General features: G+C 60.8%; 14 protein-coding genes. 12 read left to right on the top strand and 2 right to left on the bottom strand.

Features of this window, described 5'->3' with window-relative positions:
* Window positions 1–113: 113 nt before the first annotated feature.
* From J2045_RS15190 to J2045_RS15170, 5 genes are all read left to right on the top strand, one after another.
* Window positions 114–1,367, top strand: a complete 1,254-nt coding sequence (locus tag J2045_RS15190) for a sarcosine oxidase subunit beta family protein (protein WP_307374225.1) — start codon at window positions 114–116, stop codon at window positions 1,365–1,367.
* A gap of 9 nt (window positions 1,368–1,376) precedes the next feature.
* Window positions 1,377–1,658, top strand: coding sequence for a sarcosine oxidase subunit delta (locus J2045_RS15185; RefSeq protein ID WP_307374224.1), 282 nt, complete (start codon window positions 1,377–1,379; stop codon window positions 1,656–1,658).
* A complete protein-coding gene (locus tag J2045_RS15180) occupies window positions 1,655–4,612 on the top strand; it encodes a sarcosine oxidase subunit alpha family protein (RefSeq protein WP_307374222.1) in 2,958 nt (985 codons plus the stop codon). Before J2045_RS15185 ends, J2045_RS15180 begins: the two co-directional genes overlap by 4 nt.
* Before the next feature lie 10 nt (window positions 4,613–4,622).
* The gene (locus J2045_RS15175; protein WP_307374220.1) at window positions 4,623–5,174 is read left to right on the top strand and encodes a sarcosine oxidase subunit gamma; all 552 of its coding nucleotides are present in this window, start codon (window positions 4,623–4,625) and stop codon (window positions 5,172–5,174) included.
* A 78-nt stretch (window positions 5,175–5,252) separates the two neighbouring features.
* Window positions 5,253–6,374 (top strand): metallophosphoesterase, encoded by a 1,122-nt coding sequence (locus J2045_RS15170; protein WP_307374218.1) that lies wholly within the window; start codon window positions 5,253–5,255, stop codon window positions 6,372–6,374.
* Between the two features lie 40 nt (window positions 6,375–6,414).
* Here the strand turns inward: J2045_RS15170 and J2045_RS15165 are convergent, their stop codons facing one another.
* Window positions 6,415–6,741, bottom strand: coding sequence for a helix-turn-helix domain-containing protein (locus J2045_RS15165; protein WP_307374215.1), 327 nt, complete (start codon window positions 6,739–6,741; stop codon window positions 6,415–6,417).
* A 95-nt stretch (window positions 6,742–6,836) separates the two neighbouring features.
* A complete protein-coding gene (locus tag J2045_RS15160) occupies window positions 6,837–7,106 on the bottom strand; it encodes a hypothetical protein (RefSeq protein WP_307374213.1) in 270 nt (89 codons plus the stop codon).
* Window positions 7,107–7,566: 460 nt separating this feature from the next.
* Here J2045_RS15160 and J2045_RS15155 point away from each other — a divergent pair, with 460 nt between their 5' ends.
* From J2045_RS15155 to J2045_RS15125, 7 genes are all read left to right on the top strand, one after another.
* The gene (locus J2045_RS15155; RefSeq protein WP_307374211.1) at window positions 7,567–7,848 is read left to right on the top strand and encodes a ribbon-helix-helix domain-containing protein; all 282 of its coding nucleotides are present in this window, start codon (window positions 7,567–7,569) and stop codon (window positions 7,846–7,848) included.
* A complete protein-coding gene (locus J2045_RS15150) occupies window positions 7,845–8,141 on the top strand; it encodes a type II toxin-antitoxin system RelE/ParE family toxin (protein ID WP_307374209.1) in 297 nt (98 codons plus the stop codon). The genes J2045_RS15155 and J2045_RS15150 overlap by 4 nt, the downstream gene beginning before the upstream one ends.
* Before the next feature lie 139 nt (window positions 8,142–8,280).
* Window positions 8,281–10,707, top strand: coding sequence for a GcvT family protein (locus J2045_RS15145; RefSeq protein WP_307374207.1), 2,427 nt, complete (start codon window positions 8,281–8,283; stop codon window positions 10,705–10,707).
* 273 nt (window positions 10,708–10,980) lie between these two features.
* The gene (locus tag J2045_RS15140) at window positions 10,981–11,883 is read left to right on the top strand and encodes a branched-chain amino acid ABC transporter permease (RefSeq protein ID WP_307374205.1); all 903 of its coding nucleotides are present in this window, start codon (window positions 10,981–10,983) and stop codon (window positions 11,881–11,883) included.
* A 49-nt stretch (window positions 11,884–11,932) separates the two neighbouring features.
* Entirely contained in the window at window positions 11,933–13,282 is a 1,350-nt protein-coding gene (gene livM / locus J2045_RS15135; RefSeq protein ID WP_370873143.1) for a high-affinity branched-chain amino acid ABC transporter permease LivM, read from the top strand.
* Window positions 13,282–14,154 carry an ABC transporter ATP-binding protein gene (locus J2045_RS15130; RefSeq protein ID WP_307374200.1) on the top strand — a complete coding sequence of 291 codons (873 nt, stop codon included), beginning with the start codon at window positions 13,282–13,284 and terminating at the stop codon, window positions 14,152–14,154. Before livM ends, J2045_RS15130 begins: the two co-directional genes overlap by 1 nt.
* A complete protein-coding gene (locus J2045_RS15125) occupies window positions 14,154–14,882 on the top strand; it encodes an ABC transporter ATP-binding protein (protein ID WP_166600844.1) in 729 nt (242 codons plus the stop codon). The genes J2045_RS15130 and J2045_RS15125 overlap by 1 nt, the downstream gene beginning before the upstream one ends.
* Window positions 14,883–14,885 lie beyond the last annotated feature (3 nt).

Here is a 14,885-nt window from a genome sequence, read left to right as displayed (position 1 = left end):
CACTGCGTCCAAACCGGGATCGCATGTCTCAAACAGCACAGTTTTTGTCCTGATCGCGCTTGCTCTTTGTGACGCCTATGCGAATGTGACGCGACATTTGCAGAGGTTGTTCGATGCGTTATTCCGCCCTTTCGATCTTCCGCCAGGCGCTTTCCGGCAACCGGAACTGGGCGCCGATGTGGCGCGAGCCGCAGCCGAAACCGCATTACGACGTCATCATCGTCGGTGGCGGCGGGCATGGCCTTTCGACGGCCTATTATCTCGCCAAGGAATTCGGCATCACCAATGTCGCCGTGATCGAGAAGGGCTATCTCGGCGGCGGCAATGTCGGGCGAAACACCACGATCATCCGCTCGAACTACATGCTGGAAGGCAACGAGCCCTTCTACGAACTGTCGATGAAGCTGTGGGAAGGCCTGGAACAGGACTTCAACTACAATGCCATGGTCTCGCAGCGCGGCATCGTCAATCTCTTCCATACCGACGGCCAGCGCGACGCCTATGCGCGGCGCGGCAATGCCATGATGATGCATGGTGTGAAGGCCGAACTGCTCGACCGCGAGCAGGTACGCCAGATGATGCCCTATCTCAATTTCGACCATGCGCGCTTCCCGATCCTGGGCGGATTGCTGCAAAAGCGCGGCGGCACTGCCCGTCATGATGCGGTTGCCTGGGGTTACGGGCGCGGTGCGGACGAGCGTGGCGTGGATCTCATCCAGCATTGCGAAGTGACCGGTATCCGCCGCGACGAGGTCGGCCAGGTTACCGGCGTCGAAACGACCAAGGGCTTCATCGGCTGCAACAAGCTGGCGCTGGCGACCGCCGGCCACACCTCGGTCACCGGCAAGATGGCGGGGCTGGACCTTCCGATCGAGACGCATGTGCTGCAGGCTTTCGTTTCCGAAGGCATCAAGCCCGTGATCGACAACGTCATCACCTATGGTGCCGGACACTTCTATATCTCGCAGTCCGACAAGGGCGGCTTGGTCTTCGGCGCCGACATCGACTACTATTCTTCCTACGCCCAGCGCGGCAATCTCGCGACCGTCGAGCATACGATCGAGGAGGGCGTGTCGCTGATCCCCGGTCTGTCTCGGGTTCGCGTGCTGCGGTCCTGGGGTGGCGCCATGGACATGTCGATGGACGGTTCGCCGATCATCGACCGCACGCCGATCGACAATCTCTACCTGAATTGCGGCTGGTGTTACGGCGGCTTCAAGGCGACGCCGGCGTCCGGCTTCTGCTTTGCCCATCTGATCGCCAAGAACGAACCCCATCCCGTGGCCCGCCTTCTGCGCCTCGACCGCTTCGAGCGCGGTTTTGCCGTCGACGAAGGCGGCAAGGGTCCACAACCGAACCTGCATTGAGACATCGCCATGGCCAGCCTGATTACCTGTCCGCATTGCGGCGTCCGTCCCAAGGAAGAGTTCAGCATTCGCGGTGACGCGAGCCCGGTCCGTCCGGCGCCCGGCGCGCCCGACGATGCCTGGTATCGTTATGTCTTCATCCGGGACAATCCGAAGGGTCGGATCATCGAACATTGGCACCATTCGGCCGGCTGCCGCCGCTGGCTGGTCGTCGAGCGCGACAATGCTGGGAGTCACGAGGTCTACAGCGTGACCGATGCAAGCGATTACGCGAAGGAGGCCGCACGATGAGTGGTTTCAGGCTGTCCTCCGGCGGGCTCGTCAACCGCGCCCGCACGCTTTCCTTCTCGTTCGATGGTCAGACCTATACGGGCTTCGAGGGTGATACGCTGGCCTCTGCGCTGATCGCCAATGACCAGCTGCTCGTCGGGCGCTCTTTCAAGTATCACCGTCCGCGCGGCATCGTGACGGCGGGCTCGGCAGAGCCGAATGCGCTAGTGACAATCGGCAAGGACGGTCGGGCCGAGCCGAACACGCGCGCCACCGTTGCCGAGCTCTATCAGGGGCTCGAAGCAAACAGCCAGAACCGCTGGCCGTCGCTGAAATACGATATCGGCGCGGTCAACAGCCTGTTGTCGCCGTTCCTGTCGGCTGGCTTCTACTACAAGACCTTCATGTGGCCGAAGGCCTTCTGGGAAAAGCTCTATGAGCCGATCATCCGGAAAGCCGCCGGCCTCGGCAAGACGCCGTTCCTGGCCGATCCCGATCGCTACGAAAAGGCCTGGGCGCATTGCGACCTGCTGGTGATCGGCGCTGGTCCGGCCGGCCTGATGGCAGCGCGGGCTGCGGCGCGGGCGGGGCTGCGCGTGATCCTGGCGGATGAAGGGTTCAGGCTTGGTGGTTCTCTGCTTTCCGAGCGCATCATCATCGGCGGCGTGCCGGCAGCCGACTATGCTGCCTCCGTCGTTGAGGAGCTGAAGAGCCTTTCCAACGTCACGCTGATGCCGCGCACCACGGTGTTCGGCTGGTATGACGACAATGTCTTCGGTGCCGTCGAAAAGGTGCAGAAGCATGTCGCCCAGCCGTCCGGTGAGCTACCGGTCGAGCGGGTCTGGCGCATCGTCGCCAAGCGGGCGATCCTGGCTTCCGGTGCGGAAGAGCGGCCGCTTGTCTTCGGCGGAAACGACAAGCCGGGCGTGATGACCTCTGGTGCCGTGCGCACCTATCTCAATCGCTACGGCGTGGGTGCCGGCCAGAACGTCGCCATCTTCACCAATGGCGGTGCGGGTTATCGCACGGCGGCCGATCTGGTCGCTGCCGGGGTTGGCGTTGCGGCTATCATCGACGGGCGGACACACTCCTCTGATGTTGCTCCATCAGGCGTGCGGCTCATCCGTGGCGGCTCCGTCGTCGACACCAAGGGCTATTACCGGATCAAGGGACTGATTGCCGAACGCGTTGGCCACCAGGAAGAGATCGCCTGCGATGCGCTGGCGATGAGCGGCGGCTATAGCCCGATCGTGCATCTCGCCTGCCAGCGCGGCGCCAAGCCCACCTGGTCGGAAGAGCATCAGGCCTTCCTTGCACCCGATGTGGGGCAGGGGTTGCGGATCGCTGGCTCCGCTGCCGGTCATGCCTCGCTTGCCGCCGTTCTGCGCGATGGTGCAGACAAGGCGCATGAGGCGATCGGCGATCTCGGTCGTCTCGTCGGCACGGTCGACATTCCGCAAGTCGAGGGTGAATTCGACGCGAGCTTTGCGCCGCTCTGGTATGTGCCGGGCGCCAAATCCAAGGCCTTCGTCGACTTCCAGAACGATGTGCATGTGAAGGACCTGAGCCTTGCGCAGCGCGAGGCCATGGGGCATGTCGAGCACACCAAGCGCTACACGACCGGCGGCATGGCGACCGACCAGGGCAAGCTCGGCAATATAGCTACGATCGGCATCATGGCCGGCATGCGCGGCGTGTCGCCTGCCGAAATCGGCACCACCACCTTCCGGCCCTTCTACACACCCGTTTCCTTCGGGGCGATGGCGGGCACCTCGCGGGGTGAACATTCGCGGCCCGTGCGCACCTCGCCGCTGCATGGCTGGGCGAAGAAAAACGGCGCTGTCTTCGTTGAATCCGGCCTCTGGTATCGCTCCTCCTGGTTCCCGCGCGATGGCGAGAAGACCTGGCGTGAGGCCGTGGACCGTGAAGTGTTGAACATCCGCGCCAATGCCGGCATCTGCGATGTCTCCACGCTCGGCAAGATCGAGATCTTTGGCAAGGATGCCGCGGAATTTTTGAATCGCGTCTATTCCAACGCCTTCCTCAAGCTGCCGGTCGGCAAGGCGCGCTACGGGCTGATGCTGCGCGAAGACGGGATGATCTATGACGATGGCACGACAAGCCGGTTGTCGGACGAGCATTTCTTCATGACCACGACCACGGCTTATGCCGGCGAGGTGATGACGCATCTGGAATTCTGCTCCCAGGTTCTGTGGCCGGATCTCGACGTGCGCTTCGTCTCCTCCTCAGATCAGTGGGCGCAGATGTCGGTCGCGGGTCCCAAGGCGCGGCTCATCCTCGAACAGATCGTCGAGGACGATATCTCCGACGAGGCCTTCCCCTTCCTCTCGGCCCGCGAGGTGCTGCTCAAGGGGGGCTTGAAGGCGCGGCTCTTCCGCATCTCCTTCTCCGGCGAACTCGCCTTCGAAGTGGCAGTCCCCGCCAACTACGGCGAGGCGGTCGCCGATGCGATCATGGCGGCCGGCAAGCCGCATGGCATTTGCGCTTACGGCGTCGAGGCACTCAACGTGCTGCGCATCGAGAAGGGCTTCATCACACACAGCGAAATCGATGGGCGCACGACGCCAGACGATGTCGGCCTCGGCAAGTTGTTCTCGACCCAGAAGCCCGACTTCATCGGCAAGCGTCTGTCGAGCCGTTTCGGCCTGACCGCTGCCGATCGTCCGCAGCTCGTCGGCCTGAAGCCCGTCGAGCATGACAAGAGTTTCGCTGCCGGCGCACATCTCTTGAAGGAAAACGTCAAGCCGTCGACGCTCAACGATCAGGGCTGGGTCTCCTCCGTCTGCCATTCGCCGACGCTCGGCCACACGATCGGGCTTGCCTTCCTCAAATCCGGCCGCGAGCGGCTGGGCGAGAAAATCGTCGTCTGGGACGGCTTGCGCGGCTCGGAAGTGCTGGCCGAGGTCGTCAGCCCCGTCTTCTACGACCCCGACAACAAGAAACTGAACCTGTGAGGATCCTGCCATGCCGGTGACCTATGCCGCCCGTCACGTGCTCGAGGACCACATTTCCGGTTTCGAAGCGACGCCGAACCCCCATCATCTCGCTATCCTGCGGGCCGTCTCCGTGTTTTCGGTGCTCGCCCATCCGGGGCATGAGGCCGACATCGACGAGGCGCTGACCAATCTCGAAGACGTGGCAGTTCGCGTCTGCGCACCGGGCGAATGGCTTGTTGTCAGCGAGACTGTTGCCGCCGATACCATTGCCCGCCAGCTCGCCGAACTCGGGGCGAGCCGCGCCTCTTTCGTCGACCAGAGCGACGGGCGCGTCGTGCTGCGCATCCAGGGGCCGAAGGTGCGCGCGATCCTCGCCAAATGCACGGCGCTCGACCTGCATGCCGATCTCTTCGATATCGGCCAGTCGAGCAATTGCCAGATCTGCCATGTCGCCGCCAACCTAGCCCGGACAGGTCAGGATGGCTTCGAGATCGTGGTCATGCGCAGCTTTGCGGGATTTGTGTTCGACGAGGTTCGGGAGATGGGTCGCGAGTTCGCGCTGACGGCGGGGTTTGCTTGATCGACTGACCATGCCATTCCTCAGTTGAACTGCCGGGGCTATGTCGGCGTTATCGAAGCTAAGGATCCCGCGCCCCACATGTTTCACCTGATGTTTTCCCTGCCATGGCTGATCGTCGCCTCCCGCTTCATCGCCCCTTTGCCGTGGCCGTGGTGGGTGAAGCTTTCGCTCGCCGTCTTCCTGCTCTTGGCCTCGCAATACCACCTGTTCAGCCGCTTTACGTCCGGATCGGTCTTCGCGCCGGAGTTTCCACGGGTGCTGGTGATTGCCTTCAACCTGTTCTTCGGGGCGATTGTGCTGCTGGCCGTGATGCAGGTGGTCCTCGATCTCTTCAGTATCGTGATCTTTGCCGTCACCTGGTCGTTTCCAGTGGTGCCGCCGGAGGTGCGCTATGCGATGGGCATTGCCGCGCTGTTGCTGGCAAGCTTCGGTATCAGCCAGGCGATCCGCGTGCCCCGGGTGAAGCGTATCGAGGTTCAGATCCCCGGTCTTGCGCCTGATCTTGACGGTTACCGCATGGTGCAGCTGACCGACCTGCATATCAGCCGGCTGTTCACGGTCGCCTGGGCACGGGCCGTCGTCGAGAAGACCAATGCGCTCGATGCCGATCTGATCGTGATCACAGGCGATCTGATCGACGGCAGTCTCGACATCCGCCGCGAGGACATTGCGCCGCTTTCGGGTCTCAAAGCCCGGCACGGCGTGCTGACGGTGCCGGGCAATCACGAATATTTCTTCGATGTCGATCGCTGGCTCAAGCATTTTCCCGAACTCAACATGCGCATTCTTGCCAATGAGCACGCTGTCATCGAAAGAGGGGAGGGCCGGCTGGTGATCGCCGGTGTGACGGATCTTTCGGCGCGGTTTACCGGGGCGGTTGAGCCGGACCTGGGGCGGGCGCTGCATGGCGCGCCTGCCGATGCCCCCGTCATCCTTCTCGACCACCAGCCGCGCATGGCACAGCGGGCCGCAAAGCACGGCATTGCCCTGCAACTCTCGGGCCATACCCATGGCGGCATGGTGCGCGGCCTCGACCGGATCGTCGCCCGGGCGAACAATGGCTATGTCTCCGGCTTCTATCGGGTCGGGGAGATGCAGCTCTATGTCAACAACGGCACGGGTCTGTGGCCGGGCTTTGCGCTCAGGATCGGCGTGCCGGCGGAGCTGACGGAGTTTACGCTGCGGTCGTCGGCGGGATGAGGGGCGGGCGGTGAGGCTGGTCGGTGATCGCCTGCTCCGTTCAGGAGGCCAAAGCCGGCTGGTCCGAGGCGTCTCGAGCTGAAAACGTAAGCCCCACCTTGACCCCGGGTGCCAGCCGATGGTGGATGCGCAGCAGTCGGTCAAGGGTGAACTTGGCCAGATCGGCATTGCGCACGCGGGATATGTCGGCTGCGGCCACGCCCGTCATGCGCTCTGCTTCCCGGACGCTGATCTTGCGCTCGTCGAGCACGCCAATGATTTCGGCTGCAAGCCTTGCTTTCAGGAGTTTGGTTTCGGCTTCGGGATCGCCAAAGTCTGCAAAGATGTTGCCGCTGCCGCGCACGACTTCGAAATCGTCTTCACTCATGACATCATTTCCTTCAAGCGTTTCAAGCGGGTTTTGATCAGCTCCACCACTCCCTGGGACACGATCCCCAAGCCCCACTTACCTTTTGCTCGAATTCATTTCTGTTCATGATCGTTATCCAATGCTTCCCACTTAAAACCGCTCCAAAGCCAATCAAAAACTGCCTTTGGGTATCGAGACGATGCAAAGGGCCCAGGGATGTCCATTAAGCGGTGAAAACGCTCAAAGGCGTAGATCGCGAGATAAAGAAACGCATATGCCAGTAAAAACCCAATGGCATCCCATCCAAACATGAAGAAAAGTGATCCGACTATCCCTAAAATTACTGTCCTACCCGCAGCCTTCTTTATCAATGTTCCGCTCATTAGAAAATCCGTATCATCCAAATTTTATCGCAGAAATAGATATATTGAGTGCGGAAATTCTTAACATCAATTTCCTGCCAATGGTAATTTTTTATCTCTGCTTTAGTCAGTCAGAAAAGACTGGTCTCCGCCCGCAGGGTCATGCCGTGCTCGAGTCGCCAGGGGCCTCCACCGATCTCTCACGCCCCCACAAACTTCGCTCCTGCAGCCTTCATCAGCCTGTCCGTCGCCTCGATATTCGAGTCTGTCGTCACATGAATGAAGCTATGGCTCGCAGTCAGCGATGCCGCCTATTGGCGGATGGCGGCAACCAGTGCGAGGAAGGTAGACGCTCCACTTTGTTGTCCTGTTTTCATGGTACAATCTTTGCGGTTTGTGGGGGGCTTGTAAAGTATCCGTTGTCTGCTGTTTCTCTGAATTTGCCGATGTGGTATGGATGATCGAAGAAAAGGTGTGTCGCATGCCCAGAACCCGTTCGCTGACCATCACATTGCCTGATGACATGGCCGACCTCGTCCGTGCCAAGGTCGCGTCGGGCGAATTTGGCAACGAGGTCGACGTCGTGGCGGAAGGGTTGAGGACCCTTGTTGAAAAGGACCTCGAGACCGAACGCTGGCTTCGAGACGATGTTGCGCCAGTCTATGATGCCTACAAGGCTGATCCAGCAGTCGCGCGTTCGCTCGACGATGCTTTCGCTGACCTCGACGCGTTTATGGCCAAGACCGAAGGTCTGGCTCGGTGAAGCGCTATGCCGTTCGGCTGATGCCTGCGGCTGAGAACGATCTTCGCGTCATCTATCGTTATGTCCTGATAGCAAGCAGTTCCCCGCCTGTCGCTCGCGCATATGTGGCCCGTATCCGTCGGTTCCTGGAAGGTTTTCAGTCCTTTCCCATGCGTGGAAGCTTGCGAAGCGAATTCCGTCAGGGATTGCGCATTGTGGGCTTCGAGCGAAGCGTCAGTATCGCCTTCCTCGTCGAAACGGACGAAGTCATCATTTTGCGGATTATATCGCACGGCCAGCAGCTTGAACTCTGAGGTTCCACAGATCACGCCGCGCCCTGAACAATCTCTATCATCCATGCGACATCTTTCGTCGCAGCATGGTCTTCTGGCTTTCACGCGCGCAAACTAGCTTTGCTAGATCAATCTTTGCCGCCAAGGGGAGCGTTTTTCCATGAAGAGCCATGCGCGTGTCGTTGTCATCGGCGGGGGTGTCGTCGGGTGTTCGGTGCTGTATCACCTGACCAAGTTCGGCTGGACCGATGTCGTCCTGCTGGAGCGCTCCGAGCTGACCTCTGGCTCCACCTGGCATGCGGCGGGCGGCATGCACACGATCAATGGCGATCCGAACGTTGCCAAGCTGCAGAAATACACGGTCGAGCTCTACAAGGAGATCGAGGAATATTCCGGTCAGGATATCGGCCTGCACATGACATCGGGCCTGATGCTGGCGGCCACGAAGGAGCGCTTCGACTGGATGAAGTCGTTGCTTGCCAAGGGCAAATATGCCGGCGGTGAGGCGACCCTCATTTCGGCGCAGGAAGCCTATGAGATGATGCCGCTGATCGATCCGAAGCAGTTCGTCGGCGCGGTTTTCGATCCGCATGAAGGCCATCTCGACCCCTACGGCACCACCCATGCCTATGCGAAGTCGGCGAAGAAGAACGGGGCGGAAATCTATCTGCACACCAAGGTCGAGGATCTGGTGCAGTTGGAAGACGGCACCTGGCGGGTGATCACCAACAAGGGCGAAATCCGCTGCGAGCATGTCGTCAATGCCGCCGGTCTCTGGGCGCGCGAAGTCGGCCGCATGGTCGGGCTGGAACTGCCGGTGCTCGCCATGGAGCACATGTATCTGATCACCGAGGACATGCCCGAGGTCGTCGAGTTCAACAAGACGACCGGCAAGGAGCTGATGCATTGCGTCGACTTCGATGGCGAAATCTATGTGCGCCAGGAGCGCAACGGCATGTTGATGGGCACCTATGAAAAGGATTGCCGTCCCTGGTCGCCGATCGAGACGCCTTGGACCTTTGGCCATGAACTGCTGGCCGAAGATCTGGAGCGCATCACCAACGAGCTCGAAATCGGCTTCCGGCATTTCCCGGCCTTCAACAATGCCGGCATCAAGAAGATCATCAACGGCCCCTTCACTTTCTCGCCGGATGGTAACCCGCTGGTCGGCCCCGTGCGCGGCATGACGAACTTCTGGTCGGCCTGCGCGGTCATGGCCGGCTTCTCCCAGGGCGGCGGCGTCGGTCTGGCACTTGCCAACTGGATCATCGAGGGCGATCCGGGCTTTGATGTCTTCGCCATGGATGTCTGCCGCTACGGCGATTATGCGACGCTTGCCTATACCAATGCGAAGGTGCGCGAGAACTATTCCCGCCGCTTCTCGATCCGCTATCCGAACGAAGAACTGCCGGGTGCGCGTCCGCTGCTGACCACGCCTGTCTATGACAAACTGAAGGCGGCCGGTGCCGTGTTTGGCGCCTCCTATGGTCTGGAAACGCCGCTGTGGTTTGCGCCCGAAGGCGTCGAGGATGCCTTTTCCTGGCGCCGCTCGACCGATTTCGAGGCCGTCGGCCGCGAAGCCAAGGCCGTGCGGGACAGCGTCGGCCTGATGGAGACCTCCGGCTTTGCCAAATACATGGTGAGCGGGGAGGGGGCCCGCGATTGGCTCGATCGCATGCTCGCCTGCAAACTGCCGGAAGTGGGCCGCATGGCGCTCGCCCCGATGCTGAACGAGGCCGGCAAGCTGATCGGCGACTTCACCGTCGCCAATCTCGACGACGAGGATTTTCTCGTCATTGGTTCCGGCATTGCCGAGGACTATCATATGCGCTGGTTCGAGAGCCATCTGCCCGAGGATGGCTCGGTCGATGTCGAGGCGCTGAACCTCAGCCTTGTCGGTCTGTCGATTGCCGGACCGAAGTCGCGCGATGTGCTGGCCAAGCTCACCCATCTGGATGTCTCCGATGCCGCGCTGCCCTTCATGGCGATCCGTGAAATGGATCTTGGCATGGCGCCCGTCATTCTCGGCCGTGTCAGCTACACCGGCGACCTCGGCTACGAGATCTGGATGCGGCCGGAATATCAGCGTTACGTCTTTGAGGCGCTGATGGAGGCGGGGGCGGAGTTCAACATCTCGCTCTTCGGGTTGCGCGCCCTCAATGCGCTCCGGCTCGAAAAGAGCTTCGGCAGCTGGTCGCGCGAGTATCGCCCGCTCTATGGGCCGCTGGAAGCAGGCCTGTCGCGTTTCGTCGCACTGAAAAAGGAAGCAAGCTTCATCGGCAAGCAGGCGGCGATGGAGGAGAAGCTGTCTGGCGGCACGCTTCGGCTGCGCACCTTCGTCATCGATGCGAAGGATGCCGACGTCATCGGCGACGAGCCGATCTCCTACAAGGGGGAAGTCCGCGGCTGGGTGACCTCGGGCGGCTTTGCCCATCCGAGCGGCGTATCCGTCGCGATCGGCTATGTTCCCAAGGAGATTGCCGACGAAATCGAGGGCTGGAGCGTGGAAATTCTTGGGGAAATCCTGCCCGCCCGTTTGCAGCCGCAGTCGCTTTTTGACGCGAACGGGTCGCGGATGAGAAACTGAACCGTTTTCCACAAATATGGGCTTGCTTTAGCTCCCTCCGATGAACAGCAGGTCGCTCGCGCGACCTGCTGATTTCGTAAGCTTTTTCTGCTGTTTTTTTGTGTGACCTGTCATTTCCGGGGTCAAACCACCTGTTAACAGTAACATTTTGTGCTCTGCCTGCCTTTTAGGCTTCACATTTTCGGACAAAGCGATATGGAATCCTCCGACGCCTATGCCCGCAAGGGACAACAAAATGAGACGCATCAATCAGGCGCGTCCGGGGGATAATATATGGAGTACTTCATCCAGCAGCTCATCAACGGGCTGACTCTTGGATCCATCTATGGCCTCGTGGCTATCGGCTATACGATGGTTTACGGCATCATCGGCATGATCAACTTTGCCCATGGTGACATCTTCATGCTCGGCGGCTTTGCCGCTCTCATCGTCTTCCTCATTCTCACATCCTTCTTCGCCGGTATCCCGGTGGCGCTTGCGCTGCTGATCATGCTGGTCGTTGCCATGCTGATGACGGGTCTGTGGAACTGGACGATCGAGCGGGTGGCCTATCGACCGCTGCGCGGCTCGTTCCGCCTCGCGCCGCTGATCACTGCGATCGGCATGTCGATCGTGCTGTCGAACTTCATCCAGATCTCGCAGGGACCGCGCAACAAGCCGATCCCGCCGCTGGTCAGCGACGTCCTGCATATCGGCAATGTCACCATCGCGCTCAAGCAGGTGATCATCGTCGTCGTCACGGCCGTGCTGCTCGCCGCTTTCTGGTATATCGTCAACAAGACCCCGCTGGGTCGCGCCCAGCGTGCGACCGAACAGGATCGCAAGATGGCGGCGCTGCTCGGCGTCGACGTCGACAAGACGATCTCCATCACCTTTGTGATGGGTGCCGCGCTCGCTGCCGTCGCCGGCACGATGTACCTGATGTATTACGGTGTCGCCTCGTTCCACGACGGCTTCATTCCGGGCGTCAAGGCCTTCACCGCCGCCGTTCTCGGCGGGATCGGATCCCTGCCGGGCGCCGTTCTCGGTGGTCTGCTCATCGGTCTGATCGAGTCGCTCTGGTCCGCCTATTTCAGCATCGCCTACAAGGATGTTGCGACCTTCGGCATCCTGGCCTTCGTGCTGATCTTCAAGCCCACCGGCATCCTTGGACGTCCGGAAGTCGAGAAGGTTTGATCCCATGACTGTTCCTGCAAACGTAAACGGTGCCGCTTCGTCCGGCACCATGGCGCGCGCCATCAAGGAAGGCCTGTTCGCCGGTCTTCTCGCGCTTGGCCTGTTCAGCCTCTATATCGGCATCAAGACCGATCAGAACATGGCCAACGAACTGATCTGGTACACGCGTCCCGGCCTGCTGGCGATCTTCGTCATCATCGCTGCCGTCGGTCGCTTCGCCATGGTCGCGTTCATTTCGCCCTGGTTCGCGGACCGCAAGGAGAAGAAGGCGGCTTCGGTTCCGGTGCATGACATCGACGCGAAGCCCTCGTTCTTCAAGACGCATTTCCTCAAGATCGCACTCGGTGCGCTCATCCTCTATCCGCCTGTGATCGTCTGGCTGACCGGGGTGCAGGGCTCGCTGAAATATGTCGACAACTTCGGCATCCAGATCCTGATCTATGTCATGCTGGCCTGGGGTTTGAACATCGTCGTCGGTCTCGCCGGCCTGCTGGATTTGGGTTACGTCGCCTTCTATGCGGTCGGTGCCTATTCCTACGCGCTCCTCGCGCAGAATTTCGGGCTGTCGTTCTGGATCCTGCTGCCGCTCGCCGGCATCCTGGCTGCCTTCTGGGGCATCATCCTCGGCTTCCCAGTTCTGCGGCTCAGGGGCGACTATCTTGCCATCGTGACGCTTGCCTTCGGGGAAATCATCCGACTGGTGCTGATCAACTGGCAGGACGTTACCCGCGGCACTTTCGGCATCTCGAGCATTCCGAAGGCGACCTTCTTCGGCATCGAGTTCAACGCGTCGCCGGATGGTTTCGCGAAGACGTTCGACCTGCCGATGTCGTCTGCCTATTACAAGATCTACCTCTTCTACGTGATTCTGGCGCTGTGCTGCCTGACGGCCTATGTCACGATCAAGCTTCGTCGCATGCCGATCGGGCGTGCGTGGGAAGCGCTGCGTGAGGACGAGATCGCCTGCCGCTCGCTCGGCATCAACACCGTCACGACCAAGCTGACTGCGTTTGCGATCGGTGCGATGTTCGGCGGTTTCGCGGGTTCCTTCTTTGCCGCCCGCCAAGGCTTCGTCTCGCCGGAAAGCTTCGTCTTCCTCGAATCTGCCGTCATTCTCGCCATCGTCGTTCTTGGCGGCATGGGCTCGCTGACGGGGATCGCGATCGCTGCCATCGTCATGATCGGCGGCACGGAAGCCCTGCGCGAAATGGAGTTCCTCAAGCACGTCTTCGGCCCCGATTTCACGCCGGAACTGTACCGCATGATCCTCTTCGGCCTCGCCATGGTCGTGGTCATGCTGTTCAAGCCGCGCGGTTTCGTCGGCAGCAGAGAGCCGACGGCCTTCCTCAAGGAACGCAAGGCCGTCTCGGGCAGCTTCACCAAGGAGGGTCACGGCTGATGACCTCCGGGAACACGACAATGAGCAATGACACGATCCTGAAAGTCGAGCATCTGTCGATGCGCTTTGGTGGCCTCATGGCGATCAACGACCTGTCCTTCGAAGCCAAGCGCGGCGAGATTACCGCGCTGATCGGACCAAATGGTGCCGGCAAGACCACGGTCTTCAACTGCATCACCGGCTTCTACCGGCCGACCATGGGCATGATCACGCTGACCCAGAAGTCGGGCGACCAGTATCTGCTGGAACGCCTGCCGGATTTCGAGATCCCGAAGAAGGCCAAGGTGGCGCGGACGTTCCAGAACATCCGCCTGTTCTCCGGCCTGACGGTTCTCGAGAACCTGCTGGTGGCGCAGCACAATGCACTGATGAAGGCCTCGGGTTACACCGTGCTCGGCCTGATCGGCATGCCGACCTACAAGAAGGCTGCGGCCGCCTCGATCGAGAAGGCCAAGTACTGGCTCGACAAGGCGGATCTCACCGAACGCGCCGACGATCCGGCCGGCGATCTGCCCTACGGTGCCCAGCGGCGTCTGGAAATCTGCCGGGCCATGTGTACCGGGCCGGAACTGCTTTGCCTGGACGAGCCTGCTGCAGGTCTCAACCCAAAGGAATCGCTTGCGCTCAACACGCTGCTGCGCAGCATCCGTGACGAAGGCACCTCCCTGCTCCTGATCGAGCATGACATGTCGGTCGTCATGGAAATCTCCGATCATGTTGTCGTCCTGGAATATGGCCAGAAGATCTCCGACGGCACGCCGGACCACGTCAAGAACGACCCGAAGGTCATTGCGGCCTATCTGGGTGTCGAGGATGAAGAATTGGATGAAGCGATCCACGAAGTCGAAGCCGTTGCAGGGGGGAACAACTGATGTCCTCTGAACCGCTTCTCAAAGTCGCCGGGGTCGAGACCTATTACGGCAATATCCGGGCACTCGCCGGCGTCGACGTCGAGGTCCACAAGGGTGAAATCGTGTCGCTGATCGGGGCCAATGGCGCCGGCAAGTCGACGCTGATGATGACCATCTGCGGCAGCCCGCAGGCGCGGGCCGGCAAGGTTGTCTTCGACGGTGAGGACATCACCCAGCTGCCGACGCATCTGATCGCGCGTCGTCGTATCGCGCAGTCGCCGGAAGGCCGCCGCATCTTCCCGCGGATGACCGTCATGGAAAATCTGCAGATGGGTGCCGGTCTCGACGACCTGAAGTACTTCAAGGAGGACGTGGAGAAGATCTTCACCATGTTCCCTAGGCTGAAGGAACGCCAGTCGCAGCGTGGTGGTACGCTTTCGGGCGGTGAGCAGCAGATGCTGTCCATTGGCCGTGCGCTGATGTCGCGCCCGAAACTGCTTCTCCTGGATGAGCCCTCACTCGGTCTGGCACCGCTGATCGTCAAGGGCATCTTCGAGCAGATCAAGCGACTGAACAAGGAAGAGGGCCTCACCGTGTTCCTGGTGGAGCAGAATGCCTTCGCCGCGCTGAAGCTGTCCGACCGGGCCTATGTCATGGTCAACGGCAAGGTGACGATGAGTGGCACGGGCAAGCAACTGCTCGCCGATCCGTCCGTCCGGGCGGCCTATCTCGAAGGCGGCCATCACTGAGCG

Source organism: Peteryoungia aggregata LMG 23059, from assembly GCF_030814435.1.
Taxonomy (GTDB): Bacteria; Pseudomonadota; Alphaproteobacteria; order Rhizobiales; family Rhizobiaceae; genus Allorhizobium; species Allorhizobium aggregatum.
Note: the sequence above shows the minus strand (reverse complement) of the source record. Positions and strands in the feature narration are given on the sequence as shown.